The following is a 21,901-nucleotide window of genomic DNA, read 5'->3' as shown; positions in this document are numbered from 1 at the left end:
TTAAAACGGATTATAAATATTCTTTAAATTTTGAATAATATGTTCTCTCACTATTACATCTTTAATTGAATTAGTAAAAGCAGAAATTTTAGGCTTTAAAAGATTATAACGACCCATATTTTGTGGAAGTGTAGTATCTATTATTGGCATATCTTTTAAATTATCATCGAATATTTGTACTACTTCCGAATATAAATTAAGTATATTAGCATAAGCATTAAAAACTGATACCATATAATTAACATCTAAAAAATTATCAACTCCATGTTGTTGCAAGAGATCTATAATTATTTTTTTATTAGCAATGATATCACCTGTTGATTCCATCTCTTTTAGAGCATTAGCAATTTTATCAGTTTCATCTACTCTTAATATACCTATCATTTTTAACTTTTCAACAGTACTGTAACATTCCTCATAAGTTGTTGGATAGGTTACACTTTATTGGACACTAATTACGTAGACAAGTGAACAAATTAGTTAAAAGAAAGGAACTATAATTATGGCCAATATTAACTCATATACCGATGAATTTAAAAAACAAATAGTAGCTTTATATCAAAGCGGTAAGTCAGTGTCTTGTCTTGCTAAAGAGTACAATGTTACAAGAGCAGCTACTTATAATTGAATTAAGCAATTTACTAATTCAGGCAGTTTTAAAACTAAAGATAATCGTTCTATTGAAGAAAATGAATTAATTAAATTAAGAAAAGAATTAAAACAGTTACGAATGGAAAATGATATTTTAAAGCAAGCAGCACTAATAATAGGCAGAAAATAGAAATTATTGCTAAAAATAAAGTTAAATATAAAATTCGCACAATGTGTCGTTTTTTAAAACTTTCTAAATCAACATATTATTTTAATTTAAAGGAAAAAGAAAAAAAACAAAATAATATTTATGATGAAGCTGTTATTAGTGCTTTTAAAGAAAATAAAGAAGTTTATGGAACAAGAAGATTAAAAGTTGTTCTAAAAGAAAAGAATATTTATTTGTCACGCAGAAAAATTAAAGAAATTATGAATAAACATAATTTAATATCAAAATACACTAAATTATCATTCAAAAATCATCATAATAAAGTCAACGATAGTCAAATAACCAATATCGTTAATAGAAACTTTAATAATAGGCTTAAAAATGAAGTTATTGTTAGTGATTTAACTTATGTTCAAGTTAATGGGTAAATGAAACTATATTTGCCTATTAATTGACCTATTTAACCGCGAAATTATTGGACATAGTGTAGGTACTAAAAAAGATGCATCATTAGTACATCAAGCATTTATGCACTCAAATCGTTGTTTAAAAGATATTCAAATATTTCATAGTGATCGCGGTAATGAATTTAATAATAAAATTATTGATAAACTTTTACTAGCATTCAATATTAATCGCTCTTTAAGCAAAAAAGGTTGTCCTTATGATAACGCTGTTGCTGAAGCAACTTTTAAAACTTTCAAAATTGAATTTATTAATGATAAAAATTTTACATCATTAATCCAATTAAAATTAGAATTATTTGATTACATCAACTGATATAACAACATAAGAATTCACAGCACTTTAAACTACTTAACTCCAGTTAATTATCAAAAATAAATGTCTACCAAAAAATAGTCCTAAAAAGGGTTGCCATTCCATGTATTATTTTTTAATTCATTTATACTTTGTTTTAACGTTTCACTATTTTGATATAAATCAATAACATTGTTAATGTCTGCTACATTAACATTTAAAAAAGGAAGATTATTATCAATACTAGTAAATATTTTATGAGTAACAGAAGTTGTCGGTATTTCATTTTTAATAACACCATAACTTAATGATTTATTACCGAAAACACTAGTACCCATCATAATAATTACGATACTACCTAAAATACTCATTCTAATAAAATTAATTAAAATTCCAGCTGTAGCATTTATTGCTTTGTGTTCAATTTTATTTTTATTGAAAAGTACAAAATATAAAATAATATAGATTATTCAAAATAAAATATTAATGCCAATAATTCAAACAATAGCATATATCAAAAATCCAATATTATCAGTTAATAAATTCTTAAATGAAGCAAAACTACCACTAAGGTCACTAAACCATGGTGATACCATATTTTTAAAAGAATTTATTAACATTGGTTTAAATGCCAACATTAAACCAATACTAAGTAAATTACCAGCACTAATAAATATTAATGCTCTTCCCCCAATAAAAAAACCAGTAACAATACCAAAAATAATAATAGCAAAAATAATAATATCCCATAATAATGGAGAAACATTAATAAATATCATATTTAAATACCCTTCCTTATTTATGAACAACTATAAAATAATGACGCTTACCTTTTTTTATAACTGTTACTTGATTATTAATTGCGTTTTTTTTACTAATAAGAAAATTTATATTGGTAATTCTTTCACCATTAACAACAATTGAACCTTGCATAATTAGTTCTCTTGCTATTCTTTTTGAATTACAAATTTGATTATTAACTAAAAAATCAATTATTTGTTCATTATGATTAAGATTAAAATGTGGTACATCTTTTAAAACCTGTAAAATCTCAGATGATTTCATTTGATGAATCCGATCGTGGAAAAAAGCATTAGTAATATTAATAGCACTAAAATATCCATTTAATTTATGAATAAATACTGTTAATAAAGCTGCTAAAATCTTTTGTCCATAATGTTGCTTAACATCACTATTATGAATTACTAAAATTTTTGCTATTTGTTCTTCACTAAATAAAGTTAAAGAATTAAAAAAAGTAGGCAAATCTTTATCTTCTTGATTAAATAAAAATTGATATAACTCATAAGGTGAAGTTTTTTCACTATTTAAAAATATAGCACCTTTTTCGCTTTTACCAAATTTTTCACCATTAGATTTAGTTAATAAATTAATAGTAATACCAGCAGCATGATGTTCATCACCTTTTTGTTTTCTAATTAAATCTAAACCGGCAGTAATATTTCCTCATTGATCACTACCACCAGATTGAATATAACATTGCTCTTTTTCATATAAATGATAAAAATCATACGCTTGTAATACCATATAAGAAAATTCAGTATAAGAAATTCCAGAATTTAAACGATTAGCAATCATTTCTTTGCCTAACATTTGATTAACATTAAAATGCTTACCAATATCACGCAAAAAAGTTGTAATTGTTAGTGGACCTAATCATGTTTGATTATTAATAATTTTAATTGGCTTAATTTTATTGTTTAATGTTCCCAATGGTAATTTTAAAAATGTAATTCAAGTTTCTACATAACTATCACAATAATTTAACAATTGTTTAAAAGAAAGATTATTTAAATCACTTTTCATAGTAACTCACTTTTGATCAAAATTACAAATTTCATATAAAGTTTTTAATAATGATGCTGATAATTCTAATTCTTCTCAAGGTAAGGGCAATGTTTTTAAAATACTACTTAAAGTCTGTTGATATTGATTATTTGGATTAATACTTTTAATAATCATTTCTAATGTTTCATATTCTTTATCATTTAATAAATTACATGTTTTAATTAATTCTAATGATGTTAAATTATCAATATTTTCATAACTTAATAATGTCACTAACTGCTCTTTTATTTTTCTAACATTAGTTTGTAACACATTTTCATCTAATAAATTACGTTCTTTATTTTTACCACTTGGATCACCGATCATTGCCGTTGTACCACCAATAACAGCAATTGGTTGAAAACCAAATATAGCAAAACGATGCAATAAAATAATTTGTAGTAAATTACCTAAATGTAATGAATCATTACTTGGATCAAAACCACAATATATTCCTTTTCCTAATTTTCCTGCATTAATTACTTTATCTATGCTACTAATATCTTTTAAGATATTACGTCATTTTAATTCGTCAATAATATTGGATTTTATTATATTATTCATAGCATCTCCTATTTATTTTCATCTAAAATATCATCAACTAACAAATCAATAGTTGTAATAACTGTATCGTTATTATTACTTGCATTATTGTAATTAATAGATGTAGTTTCTTTAAATATTTTATCGCGAAATTCTAGATAGCGCGATGGTAAACTATCATATATTTGTTGTTGTTCTCTATTTTTTTTAATTTGTGCAATTCTAGTATTATCAAGATTACTAGAATTATTATACGCTACTTCTTTTTCACGAAAAATATTTTCTTTAGTTTTTTTATCAACATATTGCTCAATAGTGCTAGAACTGCTATCGGATTTTTTAATATTAATTGGAATCGTAGTTATTTTTTGATGATTAAGACCAAATATAGGTGAAATAATACTACTTAATTGATAAGGTTCTTTTTTAGCGTTATCAACATTAGTAGTAACATTTTCAATTTCAACTTCTGTATTTTCTATTGTCATAATAACTCCTTAATGATAATCAATAATTAAATTATAACATTTTAATGATTAATTATTCCTAATATAAGGTGAATAAATTTCATAATCTTCATTAAGATAAAATAATTACTAGTGAATATCAATTAATTTTATAAAAAGTACTAATAACTTTTCTCAAATTTATTTTTAATAAAAAATAAAATAATAAAAAAGTAGTACTTGTTTATCAAGTACTACTAAAAGTGTATTAAATTGATTTTATTCAACACTAAATGTGTCATATAAATTTGAAGTATCAATATTATCAAACCCTACAGCAAAAAACTCACTAATAGATGAATCCAACCCATTAATTATTTTTAAGATTGCAACTAAAGATACGTTTCTTGTTCCTCTTTCAGCATCAGAAATATAATTACGATGTAGGCCGCTTGCTTCTCCAAGTTTCTCTTGTGAAAATTTTCTACCTTTTTGATTACGTAAAGTTTTCATTCGTTTTCCAAAAGCATTCAATAAATCTTGACGACCTTTGCTTAAAATTTCTTTCTTTTTCATTGTATGGCCTCCTCTTATACTTTTATTATTAACTTACAATGTTTCTTGATACTTTTTCTTAATTTCGCGAATTAAATGATTAACCCCAGACTTAGTAATGACAAAACCAGTTTCTTGATAGTAAAGTTCACCCAATTCTGAAAGTGATGCTTCAGGATTTTTTAATCTTAAATTTGAAATAATTTGAGCTTTTAATGACAACGCTTTGAAAAGTTTTTTATCTTTTAAAACAGAAATCATTATAACTTGCTGGTCTCCAGCATTTAAAATTTTTTGTTGATTAGAAATATCAATATTATTAAAACGATTAATATTATTAAATAATTCTCGTGAAATGCGTTTATCTTCAAAAGCGAAAACTGCTTGTGGACAATCAATTATTTTTAAAAAGTCAGAAATTACATTAGATTTTTTTAGATAAAGCACCGTTTTATTACGACGTTTTATTGTTTTAAAGTTTAATTTAAAAGTTTGTAATAAAATATTTTTAATTTTTTTAGCCAACATATCATTATGAAATTGTAATTCCAAATGGTAGTTAGGTGTTGAAGGAGAATTGATACTGCCAACTACAAGGAAGATTCCTGCGATATACGCTCTTATACAATGCTCTTTTATTATATGCTGGTGCATAGCTTCTTTCTCAATAAAAAGATATTTATCTTGAAGCATTAAATCATTAATAATAAAATCAATTTTATTATTAATACGAATATTATACACCTTTGGACGCTCAAATTTATTTAAAACATCCACCATAACTATCAATTTTACGTCTTTATATTGATTTTTTAAAAATTTATATATTAACCTAGTGGTTTTGTTATGAAAACTATGAATAATAATCTCATTATTTATTTTATCTGAATTTGTAATCTTACCATTAATAAGCGAATATGCTGATAGCAAAGATTTCTGACAACAATTTTTAAAACTTTTTTGACAGATTTCATCTTTTACACTTATTGTAAATGATATCATTACTATCACCTCAATTGTACACTTTATTCATTAAAATTATCAATAAAATTTATTAAATATTGTGCTGCAATCGCTCCATCATTAACAGCAGTTACTATTTGTCTTAAATTTTTAGCAATTACATCACCAGCTGCATATAATCCCGGGATTTTAGTTTGACACTTATCATTAACTATAATATAACCATTGCTATCGCAAATATCTAAATCTTTAACAAATTTTGTAACAGGATCAGAACCAATATAAGGAAATAAGGCATCAGTAGTAATTTCACTAATTTCCTTAGTCTTAATATTTTGAATTTCTAATTTACCTACTTTTTTCTTATCCTCAGTACCTAATACTTTTAATACAACATGATCAGTTATTAAATTAATATTTTCATTATTTTTAACTTTATTAACGGTTTTATCATCAGCACGAAATTGATCACGACGATGAATAAGATTAACTTTATTAGTAAATCTTGTTAAATATAAAGATTCTTCACAAGCAGCATAACCACCGCCAACTACACTAATAATTTTATTCTTAAATAAAGCACCATCACAAACAGCACAATAAGAAACACCACGATTAGCATATTCCTCTTCACCAGGAACACCAATTTTACGTTCTAATGAACCAGTAGCTATAATTACTCCTTTAGCAATAAGAACATCACCACTACTTAAAAGGACTGTTTTAATTTTATGATTTTCACTATCTGTAATTTTAATAACTTCATCAGTAACAAATTCAACTTGTAGTTTCTCAACTTGCTTTTGCATTTTTTCTGATAATTCAGGCCCTAAAATATAATCATAACCTGGATAATTTTCAATTTCAGAAGTTTTAATCATTTTTCCACCAACAATATATTTTTCAATAATCACAGTTTTAAGATTTGCTCTTTGTGCATAAATAGCAGCTGTCATTCCTGCTGGACCACCACCAATAACTACTAAATCATAATCATATTTATTTTCTTTATTAGTATGATTTTTCATATAATCATTCTCCTTTACGAAATCTTGATGGTGCAATAATTTGTGCAAATATTACTAAAATAACACCTAAAATAATTCATATTCCAGAAACTATCATTGAAGTTGAAACATTGGCTATTTTCATAATGTCTCTATTATCACGAAGTGGTTCTAAAATCATTCTAATAATACCATAAAAGACAAAGTATAAACTACCTGATACTCCTGCATATGTTACTCGATAATTATTAGGATTATACATAGTATTTAAAGATTTAGAATGTGGTTGCATATTATATTTAATCTTTAAATATCATTTTTTTATCTTTGATTTAACTTTTGAATGTTTTTTAACATCTTTTCAAGGTATTTTTTCAACACTTTTAACACTATTCTTATTGGGTGTAAAATCAAAATATGCTTGTTTTCAACTTTCATATTTAAATTTACGATATCCATGAATTTTTTTAATAACTGTTCAAGGTTTTAAAAAATCTTTTACAACAATTGGATTAGTCTTTAAAGGCGAAATAAATTGCGAAGAATCTAATTTTCATGGTTTTTTACTAAATATTTGTCCTGTTTTTGGTACAAAAAACGTTAAAAAGAATCAACCAAATAATGAAGATAATGACTCATATAAAAATAAAGGTTGACGATAAACAGCAACAGGATCTGGTTTATCACTATTAAAACCATAATGTAAATGATTATTTATTCATGTTGGTAATCAACTGAAAGGATGACCAACATCAGTTCCTAGTAATTCTTGATTAAAAAAATTACCTCATCTACCAATTGCTTGACCTAATAAAATATTTGGAACAATACAATCAATAAAAACTCACATTGAAATTTGTAACTGCTTTGAAGTACGATAAAAAATAAAGAATCCTACTATCATTCCAACTGTAACGCCTCCTTCAATTGCCATACCACCTCTTCAAACGGCAACTACATCAAGTGCATTTTCAATTGTGCTAGTATTATTAAGAACATATCATGCTCTTGCTCCTATTAATCCTGCTAATGCAATAACTAATGTTCCTCATTCTAAAGTTTTAGTTGGAATATTACGACGATATAATTTTATTCATGAAGCAATGACAGCAGTTAAAAACCCTACTGCCATTAATACCGAATAAATATGAATTCCCGTTCCCGGAATATCGGTAATTAAACTATTGTATCCATCATCATTAATCATATTTTTTTCCTTTTTGATAATTTAATAATTAAATTATTTCTTTTTTGTTAAATTTCTAATTATTTGTTTTTGAAAACTAGCAGTAGCGTCTTGATCTTCATCTTTTAATTTTAAACTAATAACTGCTGCTTCAATTAAATCAGCTAAATTTCTTCCTGGACTAACAGGAATAATTATTTTAGGCACTTTAATTTCAAAAAAAACATCAAAGTTATTATGATCACCAAGTCGATCAACTTTAGTTCAACCATCATTTTCAATTCTAATTAAATTAATAATTAAATTTACTTGACTCTCATGCATTATAACATGATATCCATACATTTTGGTAATATCTAGGATACCTATTCCTCTAATTTCAATTAAATTTTTAATAATCGGATTAACTTTTCCTACAATTTTATTATTGACTTTTAAAATATCAATACTATCATCACCAACAAATAAGTGCCCATTACGTAATAAATCTAATGTTGTTTCTGATTTACCAATACCACTTTCACCTGTAATTAGGACACCATAACCAAAAATATTTACTAAAGTACCATGTAAACGTTTAGATTCAGATAAACGTTCAACAATATACGTAGAAACTGTTGCTGCAAATTCAGAAGTAAAAAATAATACTTCAATAATTGGAACTGTTGAATTAATTGATTTAGCACAGTCACATAATTCTTTTTTAAATTTAAAATTAGGTGTTACAAAAATAGCAGGAATATGATCTTCTAAAATATTACTAAAATGGTTCTTAAATTCTGTTTTTGGTAAAGAGGAAATATATTCGCTTTCTTTACTGCTTAATAAAATTATACGACGACTACGTGAGATTTGTTTAGTTTTAAATCCTGTTAACTCTAAACCACCACGATTAGTACCAATATTAGTAATAATTCTTTTTTCAATTGGAATTTTGGGATTAATATATAAAATTGTTAAATTAAATTTTGTTACTATTTCGCCAACACTAAGGTTTTCCATACTTAATTTCCTGCCTTTTATAATTAAAATTTTTGATTAATTTTAAACATAATATAATTATATATAATATATCAACAGAAAGTTTATTATTAACAAAAATATACATAAGTTTCTAAAAACATTAAAAAAACTATTGAATAATATAATAAAAAATTACTAAACATTTCATTATCAAATAAAATTATTATGATATAATTCTTTAAAAATTGTTAAAAATTAAAATATTAGAAATTAGTGTTAACTTTTTATGAATAGCAACTATATTCCTTTTCAATTAGTATTAAAAAATATTATCTCATCATCTATCAATCAAAATTTAAATCATATTTATGAAACTATTGATAAAAATAAGAATGAAAAAATACTGGTGATTTAGTTTCTGAAAAATGAGATTATCATTTTATTAATTATTTAGGACAACTAAGTCCAAATGGAAGTGGCACGCCTCCACAATTACCACCAAGAAATAAAATATAAATAAATATTACTAGTTAATATTATCTAAAATTTGAATAATAGTTTTAACTATCTTTGCAGCATTTTTTTCATTCTTAAGAACATGTAAATAATCTTTTAAATATTTAAAATTTTCTATATCATTTTCTATTTTTATAAATATTTCTTTAGCAGCATAACCAGTTGAAGCTATAGGAATTATTATTTTATTTTTATTTCTAGCAATTTCAAATTCATTTAATACACCTTTTGATAAAACAATATTATTATTTTCATCCATTTTATTACCAAAAATAAATAGTACAATGTCTGCTTTATCTATTAACTGATTACGATATTCTGGTCAACTTTTTTTAAATTGTTGAGGAAATGGTCATACATCAAGAATTTTATCCAAAACAATACTATTTTCTTTAGCATACTTAACAGCACCACTTACTATTTCATCACCAACGCCGATTCCAAATGCATTTATTATTTTCTTATTTTCTTTACATAAAAAATTTGATAAATCAAATAAAAATTTTTTACTTTTCTTTATAGTACCAAATTCTTCATATTTATTAGCTATACCCGAAATAAAAATATTTCTCTTCAAATTATTATTAATTTCAGAATTAAATATTTCTGCTTTTGAATCGCAATAATTGTTTAATAATAATGTTTTAAAATTAATGTTTTTAAAACAATTGTGACTTATAGAATTGAATAACTTACCATAAATTGTCAGAGAAAAAGAATCGTTTGAAAACCGTAATTCTGTTTTAGGAATAAATTTACTATATAAACTATTTTCTCCTATTGTTCCATCGCCAACACCATAATATTTATCATTAATATCCAAATTAAGTGCAGTTAAATCAATTGCATAATAATATCATACTTTAGTGCTTATTTTTGAAGCATAATGAGTACCTAAAAAGTAAATAGGTGTATCTTTTGTTAAAAAAATACCAGTTTCTTCTCACATTTCATTATAAACTGTTTCCAAAGGATTATTATTTTCCACTCCACCAGTAATTGAACTATATTTACCCAACTTATTTTTATTAAATAAAGGATTACTCTCACATGTTTGCATAAAATAACGACTACCATCATCTTTAATTATAAATGGTAATATTGCAACACCTTTGTTATTACATCAAGGTTCTTCAACACCATGCATAAAGTCTACTTTAATTAATTTAACTCATTCTTTTTTCATATTTATTTTTTCCTTTATAATAAAATTATAACTCTTATAAATAAATATTTCTAATTAATTCTTATTATTATTTATTAATTTAATTAATTCTTGAGCGATAATATTATGTGCTCATTTATTAGGATGAATGCTATCAAAAAAGAAATAATTATTAATATTTTCTTCATTAACACCTTTATTGAAATGAGGAACAATAATACCATTATTAATTATCTCACTAAAATCAGTAGTAACTGCTGCATCAATAATATTGTTATTAATATTCAAGTTTTTAAACTTATTAATAGCGTTTGTTATTGCTGCAAACATATCATATTTAATAATATTTTTTTTATTTTTATTTAATTCTTCAATAACACCATCTAACATTTTATTAAAATTAGTAGTTAAATTTAAAATACGTTCCTTATCTTTTTCTTTATTTTTAAATAAAGGGATAATACTCATATTAGGAACATTACATAATAAAATATGTTGAGCACCTTTATTTATCAATTTAGTTAAAGCATTTTTTATTAACTCAACTGCTTTATTAATAATTTCTTCTTGGTCCTTTAATAACGATTGTTTAAAAGCATATAAAATATCATTACCACCAAACTCTACTAAAATTATATCATTACTATTAATATGATGCTGACTAATTAAAGCATCTATTTGATGAGTAATATCAAAATGATTAATAACAAAACTTTCTACTGTTAATTCTTTTTTTCTACTAGCTAAAGCTCCACTAACTGCATAATTATTACCAATTTGCTCATCAGCAAATAAAAAAAGGTTAAATCTTCAAGCAGAAGTTAAATTTATATGCAAATAATCGGCAATAATTTGTGCTGCCACAAGACCATTAGAAAAAGAATTTTTATAAAATGGTGGTAACATTTTAACTATTTTAGGTATTTTTAAATGCTTAAAAAGAGCTGTAAAACCACTTACTAATGCTCCTGTGTCTGATAAACTATCTCCCAGAACATAAAAGTTACCTTTAATTTTTTATTTATTATTCATAACTTCTCCTTCTAACATAAACTTAAACTGAAAATATCTTAACATAATTGATTTAGCTTGTCATAGTACAAAAAATAATTATGCTAAAAGTGGAAATTATTATATTTAAATAATAGAATTTCCTCTTTGTTTATAATCTTTAATAATATTAATAGTAATTAATGTTGCCATTAAACAAGTAATACAACTAATAATATTTAAAACAACAGCAACAATAGTAATTTGATATGAAAAAACTTTATTATCATTAAATTGAGGTAAAAGCACAATAACACTAATAATTTCGCAACTTGTTCCAATAATACCTAAACAAAAACTAATAAAATCAAGCGAAATACTAAATTGATCTTTTCGATATAATTTCATATTTTGTTTTATCAAAGTTTTCTTTAATCTAATTAAACGGAACATTAAGAAAAAAGGTAGAAAAGCTAAAGTAAAACTAGTAATATCAAAAAAAATTGCAACAACAGTTATTCAAAGTGATGCTTTATCATTATCTCAAAAAGGTTGTAATGATAAAATACTTAGAATTCCCAAAAAAATACCTATTAAACCAGTTCCAAAACTTATTAAATCCATTTTAAGAATTTTTTTATTAAACTTTAAAAAATATAATCTTTTTTCCAAAGTGACAAATCCTTTCATGTCTATATATAAGTAAGATTGGAATGGCAACCCTTTTTAGGACTATTTTTTGGTAGACATTTATTTTTGATAATTAACTGGAGTTAAGTAGTTTAAAGTGCTGTGAATTCTTATGTTGTTATATCAGTTGATGTAATCAAATAATTCTAATTTTAATTGGATTAATGATGTAAAATTTTTATCATTAATAAATTCAATTTTGAAAGTTTTAAAAGTTGCTTCAGCAACAGCGTTATCATAAGGACAACCTTTTTTGCTTAAAGAGCGATTAATATTGAATGCTAGTAAAAGTTTATCAATAATTTTATTATTAAATTCATTACCGCGATCACTATGAAATATTTGAATATCTTTTAAACAACGATTTGAGTGCATAAATGCTTGATGTACTAATGATGCATCTTTTTTAGTACCTACACTATGTCCAATAATTTCGCGGTTAAATAGGTCAATTAATAGGCAAATATAGTTTCATTTACCATTAACTTGAACATAAGTTAAATCACTAACAATAACTTCATTTTTAAGCCTATTATTAAAGTTTCTATTAACGATATTGGTTATTTGACTATCGTTGACTTTATTATGATAATTTTTGAATGATAATTTAGTGTATTTTGATATTAAATTATGTTTATTCATAATTTCTTTAATTTTTCTGCATGACAAATAAATATTCTTTTCTTTTAGAACAACTTTTAATCTTCTTGTTCCATAAACTTCTTTATTTTCTTTAAAAGCACTAATAACAGCTTCATCATAAATATTATTTTGTTTTTTTCTTTTTCCTTTAAATTAAAATAATATGTTGATTTAGAAAGTTTTAAAAAACGACACATTGTGCGAATTTTATATTTAACTTTATTTTTAGCAATAATTTCTATTTTCTGCCTATTATTAGTGCTGCTTGCTTTAAAATATCATTTTCCATTCGTAACTGTTTTAATTCTTTTCTTAATTTAATTAATTCATTTTCTTCAATAGAACGATTATCTTTAGTTTTAAAACTCCCTGAATTAGTAAATTGCTTAATTCAATTATAAGTAGCTGCTCTTGTAACATTGTACTCTTTAGCAAGACAAGACACTGACTTACCGCTTTGATATAAAGCTACTATTTGTTTTTTAAATTCATCGGTATATGAGTTAATATTGGTCATAATTATAGTTCCTTTCTTTTAACTAATTTGTTCACTTGTCTACGTAATTAGTGTCCAATAAAGTGTAACCTATCCAAAAAACTTCTTTTAACTTTATTATATTACTTTTAACATTTTGTATAGTTGAATTTATAAGTATTTCTTTTAAATTTGGTACTACTTCTAAAGACATTTTATTTCTCCACTTCTTTTGTTAAAATTCAAGAATACTACAGAAAATATTTTAATTATTTTCTATCCAAATCGCGATTAATAACTGCTTTTAAATATTGTCCAGTATAAGACTTAGGATTTGTTATTACTTGTTCTGGTGTTCCTGTAGCAATGATTTCACCACCAAATTTACCACCCTCAGGTCCTAGATCAATAATGTAATCAGCAACTTTAATAACTTCTAAGTTATGTTCAATTACAACAACAGTATCACCATGATTAACGATTTTATTTAAAACTTCAATTAACCTTTTAATATCATCAACGTGTAAACCAGTAGTTGGTTCATCTAAAATATACATAGTTTTGCCAGTAGCACGTTTTTGTAATTCTTTAGCTAGTTTCACTCTTTGTGCTTCACCACCAGATAATTCAGTAGCAGGTTGCCCTAATTTTACGTATCCTAATCCCACTTCTTGTATCATTGCTAATTTTTTATGGATTTTTGGATGATTAGCAAAAAAAGTTAATGCTAAATCAACAGGCAGTTCTAGTACATCATAAATATTTTTACCTTTATATTTAACTTGTAATGTTTCACTATTATAACGTTTTCCTTCACAAATTTCGCAAGTTACATAAACATCTGGTAAAAAATGCATCGCAATTTTAATAACACCATCGCCAGAACAACGTTCACATCTTCCTCCTGGTACATTAAATGAAAATCTACCTTTAGCATATCCTCTAATTTTTGCTTCTGGTGTTTGTGTAAATAAATCACGAATATCATCAAAAACTGAAGTATAAGTAGCCGGATTACTCCTTGGTGTTCTGCCAATTGGTTCTTGCGAAATAGCAACAATTTTATCAATAAATTCAATCCCTTTTATTGCTTTATGTTTTCCTGGTCGTTGTCCCTTTAAACCCAAATACTTTTGAATACTAGTATATAAAATATCATTAACAAGCGTTGATTTACCACTTCCTGAAACACCAGTAACACAAATAAATTTACCTAAAGGTAATTTAACATTTATTTTACGTAAATTATTAGCTTGTGCTTCTTGAATTTCAATAACTTTACCATTACCACTTCTTCTTGATTTAGGTAACGCAATAAATTTTTCACCATTTAAATATTTTCCAGTAATTGAATTAGGATTATTAGCAACTTGCTGTGGTGTACCTTCAGCAATTACTTCACCACCATAAATTCCGGCTTTTGGACCAATATCAATTAATCAATCTGCTGCTCACATTGTATCTTCATCGTGTTCTACTACTAATAATGTATTATCAAGATCTCGCATTTGTTTTAAAGTTTCAATTAACTTAACATTATCACGTTGATGTAAACCAATTGAAGGTTCATCAAGAACATACAATACTCCCGTTAATTGTGAACCAATTTGAGTTGCTAATCGAATTCGTTGTGATTCACCACCAGATAAAGTTTGTGCCATTCGTGATAAGTTTAAATAACCTAAACCAACATTAGTTAAAAAACTTAAACGATTAATGATTTCTACTAATATTAATTTAGCAATTTCTTGTTGATAAGCTAATAATTTAATATTTAACATAAATGTTAAACTTTCTTCGATGTCTAAATTAGTATAATGACTAATATTCATTTCTTTATTATTTTCATCTTTAATTTTAACTGCCAATGCAAATTCATTTAATCTTGTTCCTTGACAAGTTAAACAAGTGCGTTCACTCATAAATTTACGATAATAATCACGGGCAAAATCACTAGTTGTTTCTAAAAAACGTCTTTCAATTAAAGTGGCAATGCCTTCAATATAATCATGATTAGGATATTTACGACCATTTGCCGAAGTAATACTGAAAGTAATGGCTTCATCACTACCACGCATAATATAATTAAGTTGTGTTTTTGTTAAATTTTTTAATGGCTGATTCAAATCAATTAAATAATGATAACAAAGAACTTTTAATTTTTGTCATTCTAAATTACTAGTACCAACTAAGTTTTTATAATACTCAATGCCACCATCATTAATTGATAGTTTTAAATCTGGCATTAATAATTCTTCGTCAACTTCTAATTTTACTCCCAAGCCTTTACAATCAAAACACGCTCCACTTGGTGCATTAAAAGAAAATAAACGCGGTTCTAAACTGGGAATTGAAAATCCACAAATTTTACAAGCATATTTTTGAGAAAATAATCACGTTTCATTTGTTTGCGATAAAATAACCTTTGCTAAACCATTACTATGATTTAAAGCAACTTCTAAAGCATCATGAATTCGTGAAATAGTATTATCATCATTAGTAAATTTAATACGATCAATAACAATATCAATATCATGACGTAATGATTTATTCAATTCAATTGGTTCATCTAAACTATATATTTTATTATTAATTTTAACTCGCAAAAAATTTTCTTGTTTTAATTTTGCTAATAAATCTTGATGACTACCTTTTTTAGCATTAATAACTGGTGCTAAAATTTCAATATTAGTATTATCTTCTAACGTTTTAATTTTATTAACCATTTCTTTTAAAGTTTGCGTGCTAATTGGACCATGACCCTTATTACAATAAGGAGTTCCAATTCGTGCATAAAGTAAACGCAAATAATCATAAATTTCAGTAACAGTACCAACAGTACTGCGAGGATTATTACTTGTAGTTTTTTGATCAATAGAAATTGCTGGTGCTAAACCATCAATAGCATCAACATCAGGTTTTTCGCTGTTTCCTAAAAATTGACGAGCATAGGCTGAAAGTGATTCAACATATCTTCGTCTTCCTTCTGCATAAATTGTATTAAAAGCTAATGATGATTTACCACTTCCTGAGACACCAGTAATAACTACTAACTTATACTTTGGAATTTTAATATTAACATTTTTTAAATTATGTTCACGTGCACCTTTAACAGTAATATATTTTTGATTATCTGTCATTTATTCCTCCACTTATATGCTCTTTCTAATTAATTATATACTATATATAGTTAACTTTAATAGCATTATTGCTAATTAATATTAAAGAATATCAATTATAATTAGTTTAAAATATTATCTAAATCAATATTTAAAATTTTAAAATTATTTATTGCAAAAGAAAATATATAAAAACTTAAATTACAAAAAAATGAACAATATATATTCAAAAATGAAATACAGCAATTGCTCATTTTATAATAAAATTTAAAAATTAGAATTAATTATTACTAAAAAATGTTATATTCCAATATTTTTTCTAATAAAAAATAATTGGAATAATTTTATTTACTTAAATTATATAAATTTATCCATTAACTTTATTTATATTATTTTTTTCTTTCTTTTTTATTAACTTTAACTACTACTATTTTCTCCTTGATATTGTCAAAGTTCAGCAAATATTCCAGCAGCTAAATTATTCTCGGTATTAGAGATGCCTTTTCCAGTATCAGCAGTTGTTTTAGTTCGCAAAAGATCATTATAACTACCTAAGAATGGTACATATTTAGAACCTAATGATCCTGAAGTTCTTCATTAATAAAAGCTAGTTTTGCTGAAGCAGGAGTGGTTCATACCTGACCATTATTTAAAAATGTATGATTATGCTTTCCAACACTTCCTGATGTTTGTCCTTCTTTATCACTCTGAACTATTGTTAAACCTTTAGCAAGATCTACTTTTACTCAACCTTCTGGCATTTTTGATCCAACAGGCATTCATTTATATTCACCAGGAATTCATTGTCCTTTACTTTCATCTGATTTTTTATTTTTTTCTTGACAATCTTTTAATTGTTCTTCTAGTTCTTCTCTTTTTGCTTTACATTCTTTTAACTGTGCTTCTAGTTCTTCTCTTTTTTCTTTACATTCTTTTAAATCTTCTTCTAATTTTTTAACTTTATCTTCAAGACCTTCTAATTTTTTATTTTTTTCTCTACATGCTTTTAATTGTTCTTCTAATTCATCAATTTTATCTTCTAGTTCTTTAATTTTTTTTGATTTATCTAATGATTCTTTTACTGATTTTGCATAAAGACTACTTATTTCTTCTAATTCATTAGCTGTTTCTTGTAATTTTTTATTTAATTTTTCCATTTTTGCTTGACAATCGCTATCATCAACATTAACAGTAGTAACACTTTCTCAACTATCTTCTTCTACTGTCTTATTTTTTTCATTTATCATTTTTAAGTATCCTCCTTTTTATTAAAATTCTCGTATACTATTTTTATTAATAATGAAAATTATTGAAAATATTATTTTGTTTCAATTTTAAATAAATCTCACTTAAAGTTTACAAATTAAAAAATTACTATACAATAAACTTTCCTAGAAAGCAATTATTAATAAAATTAAATATTAAAAATTATTATTAAAATTGAAAAACAATTAAGTTATAAAAAATTATTAATTTAATTATTTTAAAATAATTAAATTAACATACATTAATATTTTAAACATTTGATAAGATAGTGTAAAATAATTAGTAGTTTAGTAGTTTAGAAAAGGCTTAAAAAATGACAGTAATCAACACATCTATGAATCAAAAAATTTTATTAACTGGTTATAAAAGATTTTGTTATTCTTTTAGCAAAATTTTATTAGTTATTCTATTATTTCCTTTTGTTTATTTTTATTCAAAAAAATATCAAAAACAATTTTTAGAATTTTGCTTTTCTTATCAAAAAGAAGGTAAATTTAAAATAAACAACGAACAAACAGTTGATATTAATAGTTTTAATTATCATCAATATGATTGTCAAATTAAAAATCTTAATAAATATGGCTATCCAATTGATTGAAAAAAAGAAAATTATCAAGAATTTACCATTAAAATGATAATAATCAAAACATTAGTTGTCTAACTGTCATTCAAAAAAAGAAAAGTGATAAATGAGTTATTGGTTTTCATGGTTGAACAGAAAATAAATATTTAGCATTAAGATTAGTCTCATGATTTTATGAAGAAGGATACAATATTTTAACTTTTGGTAGTGTTGCTCACGGTAAAACTGATGGCCAATATAGTGACATTGGTCTTACTTGTGCTGAAAATATTAACTGTTTAATTAATTGAATAAAAGATAATTATCAAGTTAGCAGTATTGGTTTAATTGGTAATAGTATGGGTGCATCAACAATTAATTATTATTTATTTAATTATAAAGTAACCAATTTAATTAACTGGGCAATTACTGATTGTGGATTCTCTAATCCACTTGTTCAATTTCGTTACGTCATGCAATATCGCTATAAAAAACCTTGATGATTAATTAGTAATGGTTTAACAAAAAGATATCAAAAATTTACAAATACAAATATTTTAGAATATGATTTATTAAAAAAAAGCAAAACAGGTTTTCAAGTTCCTACTTTATTAATTCACGGTAAAAAAGATAATTTTGTCCCATTTTTCATGGCTAATGTCATTCATAATTATCAAGTTAAACTCCATTATAAAAATTATGATTATTTATTTTTGGAAAATATTGGTCATATTGAAACCTTACCAAATGCTTATCAAACTTATATTAATAAAATAAAAAGTTTTATCAATACATACGAAATAAAAAAATAGAGATAGGAAAAAGACATGAAATTAAAAAAGAAGTATTCGTTTTGAGTAATATTAATGATGGCAATTTCTGCCACAGTTGGATCATCAGTACTAATTTCATTTGGACAAGTAGCATTTCAAAGTGGATTTAATCCGATTTTAATGATATGTGCCTGAATTTTAGGCGGTATTTTAATTTTGCCAGAAATGTTATTACTAGCAGAAACTGCTATTTCTTTTCCGGGAAATGGAAGTGCTTATTATTGATTAAAAAAAGCAAATTGAATGGCTTGTTCGTTTTGATTGGGATGGATTTTAGTTTTAATGGTTAGTGCTACTGCCGTTGCTTCTGCTACTTTAGCATTAGGTAATATTATCGGTACTTTAGCTCATATTACTAACCAATGGTTGATAAAATTATTTGGAATTTTAATTTTATTTGCATTAGCTATAGTCCAAATATTTATTAAAATAGTTCTGGAAAAACACAAATTATTTTTACAATTTTAAAAGGATTACCAATTACTTTTGTTTTATTTATTGCTATGATTTATGGAAATACAGATAGTTTTAATAGTGAAATAGTTCAAAAAGATTTATCAAAAATTTTTCTTGCAACTTATGTTTTATTACCAGCTACAACAATGACACTATTTGCCTATTCAGGAATTGAAGCAATAACTTATGTTACTGAAGAAGTAGAAAATCCAAGAAAAAATGTACTTTGAGCTTTAATTATTGCAACAGGACTAATTATTTTTTTATATTTAATACTATTAATTGCTTTGTTAACTATTAATGAACCACTTTTATGATTAGATGAAAATAAAGGATTTAGTAACGTTTGATATTATGCTATTATCAATAATCCTAATATTCCTCGCGTTTTAGCTTATATTTTTTCAGGACTAGCAATTTTATTATTTGTTGGTTCACTAAATGCATTTCTGCTTTATCAATCACGTTTAATTTTTAAAATGAGTGAAGAAAAAGATTTGTTTAAATTTTTTCAAAAAACAACTAAAAGAACTAATATGCCATGAGCTGCTATGCTACTATTAATATTTGCTGCTTTAATTTATATTTTATGAAATCAATTGTATGAAGTAACTAATTACTTTATTATTGCTATTAGTTTTTTAAAATTAATTGTTAATTCAGTCATTATCTTTTTAAGGCGCAAACATCCAGACTATCAAAAGATTTTTAATAATTTTTGATTTTATTTTCATTATTATTGGTTATTTAGGAGCAATAATTGCTATTGTTGGATCATTTTTAGCAATGTATTATTATGGTACACAAAATAATAATATTTGAGCATTATGAAATTCACTAATTTTAATTGCTGTTATGTTAGCAGGATATCCTGTTTACTATATTAAAAATTATGTAGTTAAAATTGTTAACAATTTTAAAAATCAAAAAAAAGATAATCAATCATAAAAAAATAATCTTATACCTTATTTACTTTCTTGTGCTAATAAAAAATTTTTAATATGGGCACCATAAAGATAATTAACAATATTCTTATTTTTATTAACAACTCGATGACAAGGAACAATAATTGCTAATGGATTTTTACTTAAAGCCGAACCCACTGCCCTACTTGCTTTTGGATAACCTATTTTTTGCGCTAATTCTTGATAAGTTAAAGTTGTCCCAAATTGAATAGTACAAGTTTTACTCCATACTAATTCTTGAAAAGGAGTTCCTTTTAAAGTTATTGGTAAGTTAAAATCACTTAATTTTTTATCAAAATACATTGCTAGTTGTTTTAAACAATTAACTACCACTATATTACTACTATCCTTAGCAACTTGACGAGTATTAACGAAACTAACTTTTACTACTTGTTCTGCAACTACTATGATTTCAATTAAACCTATTTTAGTAGTTAAATAACCATATTTTTTCATATTTTTTATTACCCCTTTATTTTATTTAAACTATTACTTTCTTTTACAAGTTTTTGTAATATTTTATTATCAAAATTTTGTTTTAACAAATCTGAATTTTCAATAATCTTTTCAATAGATCAATCTCATCACTTTATATTTTGTAATTTTTGAACTATTTTTTTAGAAAAACGATATTTTATAATTTTAGCAGGATTACCACCAACAATAGCATAAGGAGGCACATTTTTTGTAACTACACTTTTAGCTGCAATTACTGCCCCATTACCAATAGTTAGCCCTCTTAAGATTGCCACATCATGACCAATTCAAACATCATTTTCTATCGCTGTTGGTGATTTAATCGGAAATTTATCTAATTTATCTTTTTCTGTAACTTCTGATAAATTTAATGATTTATAAAATAATGGTAAAGGAAATGTTGAAACTACACAATAATTATGATTGCCACCATTCATTATAAATAAAACACCTTGTGCAATTGAACAAAATTTACCAATAATTAATTCATCATTTATCATATTTGGAAAATGATAAATTATATTTTTATTTTCAAAATCAATAGCTGCTTGCTCACCATTAAAATCATGATAATAAGTATAATCACCAATAAAAATTTTAGGTTTAGTAATATAATTTTTTATTAAAAATATTATTGGTATATGAGGATTAATTTTAGTATTTGGACTTATCAAAATACCTTTTTGTGCTTTATCGGTCAACTTATTTTACTCCT

At 24.6% G+C, this 21,901-nt stretch carries 21 protein-coding genes and 2 pseudogenes; 6 read left to right on the top strand and 17 right to left on the bottom strand.

What is annotated here, in order from left to right; all coding sequences use genetic code 4:
* Window positions 1–384 (bottom strand): hypothetical protein, encoded by a 384-nt coding sequence (locus AACK89_RS06290; protein WP_338978042.1) that lies wholly within the window; start codon window positions 382–384, stop codon window positions 1–3.
* Window positions 385–502: 118 nt separating this feature from the next.
* On the opposite strand from AACK89_RS06290, the pseudogene AACK89_RS06285 reads away from it, so the two are divergent.
* Window positions 503–1,603 (top strand): annotated as a pseudogene (locus tag AACK89_RS06285) (IS3 family transposase).
* Between the two features lie 20 nt (window positions 1,604–1,623).
* Here AACK89_RS06285 and AACK89_RS06280 read toward each other — a convergent pair.
* The 14 genes and pseudogenes from AACK89_RS06280 to AACK89_RS06215 form a co-directional block, all read right to left on the bottom strand.
* Window positions 1,624–2,298 (bottom strand): hypothetical protein, encoded by a 675-nt coding sequence (locus tag AACK89_RS06280; protein ID WP_338978041.1) that lies wholly within the window; start codon window positions 2,296–2,298, stop codon window positions 1,624–1,626.
* A gap of 16 nt (window positions 2,299–2,314) precedes the next feature.
* Window positions 2,315–3,931: a tyrosine--tRNA ligase gene (gene tyrS, locus AACK89_RS06275; RefSeq protein WP_338978038.1), complete on the bottom strand. Its 1,617-nt coding sequence runs from the start codon at window positions 3,929–3,931 to the stop codon at window positions 2,315–2,317.
* Between the two features lie 8 nt (window positions 3,932–3,939).
* A complete protein-coding gene (locus AACK89_RS06270; protein ID WP_338975348.1) occupies window positions 3,940–4,398 on the bottom strand; it encodes a hypothetical protein in 459 nt (152 codons plus the stop codon).
* Window positions 4,399–4,635: 237 nt separating this feature from the next.
* Window positions 4,636–4,932, bottom strand: coding sequence for a helix-turn-helix domain-containing protein (locus tag AACK89_RS06265; protein ID WP_252319896.1), 297 nt, complete (start codon window positions 4,930–4,932; stop codon window positions 4,636–4,638).
* A 33-nt stretch (window positions 4,933–4,965) separates the two neighbouring features.
* Window positions 4,966–5,913 (bottom strand): DNA-binding protein WhiA, encoded by a 948-nt coding sequence (whiA, locus tag AACK89_RS06260; protein ID WP_338978036.1) that lies wholly within the window; start codon window positions 5,911–5,913, stop codon window positions 4,966–4,968.
* A 23-nt stretch (window positions 5,914–5,936) separates the two neighbouring features.
* A complete protein-coding gene (gene trxB, locus AACK89_RS06255) occupies window positions 5,937–6,902 on the bottom strand; it encodes a thioredoxin-disulfide reductase (protein WP_252319900.1) in 966 nt (321 codons plus the stop codon).
* A complete protein-coding gene (locus tag AACK89_RS06250; protein ID WP_338978034.1) occupies window positions 6,886–8,088 on the bottom strand; it encodes a prolipoprotein diacylglyceryl transferase in 1,203 nt (400 codons plus the stop codon). Before AACK89_RS06250 ends, trxB begins: the two co-directional genes overlap by 17 nt.
* Before the next feature lie 33 nt (window positions 8,089–8,121).
* The gene (gene hprK / locus AACK89_RS06245) at window positions 8,122–9,069 is read right to left on the bottom strand and encodes an HPr(Ser) kinase/phosphatase (RefSeq protein WP_338978032.1); all 948 of its coding nucleotides are present in this window, start codon (window positions 9,067–9,069) and stop codon (window positions 8,122–8,124) included.
* A gap of 487 nt (window positions 9,070–9,556) precedes the next feature.
* Window positions 9,557–10,732, bottom strand: coding sequence for a hypothetical protein (locus AACK89_RS06240; protein ID WP_338978029.1), 1,176 nt, complete (start codon window positions 10,730–10,732; stop codon window positions 9,557–9,559).
* A gap of 54 nt (window positions 10,733–10,786) precedes the next feature.
* On the bottom strand, window positions 10,787–11,704 hold the full coding sequence (locus AACK89_RS06235; RefSeq protein WP_338979307.1) for an SGNH/GDSL hydrolase family protein: 918 nt from the start codon (window positions 11,702–11,704) through the stop codon (window positions 10,787–10,789).
* Between the two features lie 144 nt (window positions 11,705–11,848).
* The gene (locus AACK89_RS06230; RefSeq protein WP_338978027.1) at window positions 11,849–12,325 is read right to left on the bottom strand and encodes a hypothetical protein; all 477 of its coding nucleotides are present in this window, start codon (window positions 12,323–12,325) and stop codon (window positions 11,849–11,851) included.
* A gap of 126 nt (window positions 12,326–12,451) precedes the next feature.
* Window positions 12,452–13,550 (bottom strand): annotated as a pseudogene (locus tag AACK89_RS06225) (IS3 family transposase).
* A gap of 227 nt (window positions 13,551–13,777) precedes the next feature.
* Entirely contained in the window at window positions 13,778–16,648 is a 2,871-nt protein-coding gene (gene uvrA, locus AACK89_RS06220) for an excinuclease ABC subunit UvrA (protein ID WP_338978025.1), read from the bottom strand.
* A 554-nt stretch (window positions 16,649–17,202) separates the two neighbouring features.
* The gene (locus AACK89_RS06215) at window positions 17,203–17,874 is read right to left on the bottom strand and encodes a hypothetical protein (RefSeq protein ID WP_338978024.1); all 672 of its coding nucleotides are present in this window, start codon (window positions 17,872–17,874) and stop codon (window positions 17,203–17,205) included.
* 332 nt (window positions 17,875–18,206) lie between these two features.
* Between AACK89_RS06215 and AACK89_RS06210 the strand changes: the two genes are divergently transcribed.
* The 5 genes from AACK89_RS06210 (at window position 18,207) to AACK89_RS06190 (ending at window position 20,692) form a co-directional block, all read left to right on the top strand.
* The gene (locus tag AACK89_RS06210) at window positions 18,207–18,554 is read left to right on the top strand and encodes a hypothetical protein (RefSeq protein WP_338978022.1); all 348 of its coding nucleotides are present in this window, start codon (window positions 18,207–18,209) and stop codon (window positions 18,552–18,554) included.
* A 260-nt stretch (window positions 18,555–18,814) separates the two neighbouring features.
* Window positions 18,815–19,267 carry an alpha/beta hydrolase gene (locus AACK89_RS06205; RefSeq protein WP_338978020.1) on the top strand — a complete coding sequence of 151 codons (453 nt, stop codon included), beginning with the start codon at window positions 18,815–18,817 and terminating at the stop codon, window positions 19,265–19,267.
* Between the two features lie 15 nt (window positions 19,268–19,282).
* Window positions 19,283–19,756, top strand: coding sequence for an amino acid permease (locus AACK89_RS06200; protein ID WP_338978018.1), 474 nt, complete (start codon window positions 19,283–19,285; stop codon window positions 19,754–19,756).
* 35 nt (window positions 19,757–19,791) lie between these two features.
* The gene (locus tag AACK89_RS06195) at window positions 19,792–20,556 is read left to right on the top strand and encodes an APC family permease (RefSeq protein ID WP_338978016.1); all 765 of its coding nucleotides are present in this window, start codon (window positions 19,792–19,794) and stop codon (window positions 20,554–20,556) included.
* On the top strand, window positions 20,531–20,692 hold the full coding sequence (locus tag AACK89_RS06190; RefSeq protein WP_338978014.1) for a hypothetical protein: 162 nt from the start codon (window positions 20,531–20,533) through the stop codon (window positions 20,690–20,692). The genes AACK89_RS06195 and AACK89_RS06190 overlap by 26 nt, the downstream gene beginning before the upstream one ends.
* Window positions 20,693–20,709: 17 nt before the next feature.
* On the opposite strand, the gene AACK89_RS06185 is transcribed toward AACK89_RS06190, so the two are convergent.
* Together AACK89_RS06185 and AACK89_RS06180 are read right to left on the bottom strand one after the other, a co-directional pair.
* A complete protein-coding gene (locus AACK89_RS06185) occupies window positions 20,710–21,165 on the bottom strand; it encodes a methylated-DNA--[protein]-cysteine S-methyltransferase (RefSeq protein WP_338978011.1) in 456 nt (151 codons plus the stop codon).
* An 8-nt stretch (window positions 21,166–21,173) separates the two neighbouring features.
* Complete coding sequence (locus AACK89_RS06180) at window positions 21,174–21,887, bottom strand: CatB-related O-acetyltransferase (protein WP_338978008.1); 714 nt, start codon at window positions 21,885–21,887, stop codon at window positions 21,174–21,176.
* Between the last annotated feature and the right edge of the window lie 14 nt (window positions 21,888–21,901).

The sequence above is a fragment of the Spiroplasma endosymbiont of Panzeria rudis genome (assembly GCF_964019705.1).
Lineage (GTDB): Bacteria > Bacillota_I > Bacilli_A > Mycoplasmatales > VBWQ01 > Spiroplasma_E > Spiroplasma_E ixodetis_A.
The sequence above is the reverse complement of the archived record's forward strand: the minus strand, read 5'-3'. Positions and strand labels throughout refer to the sequence as shown.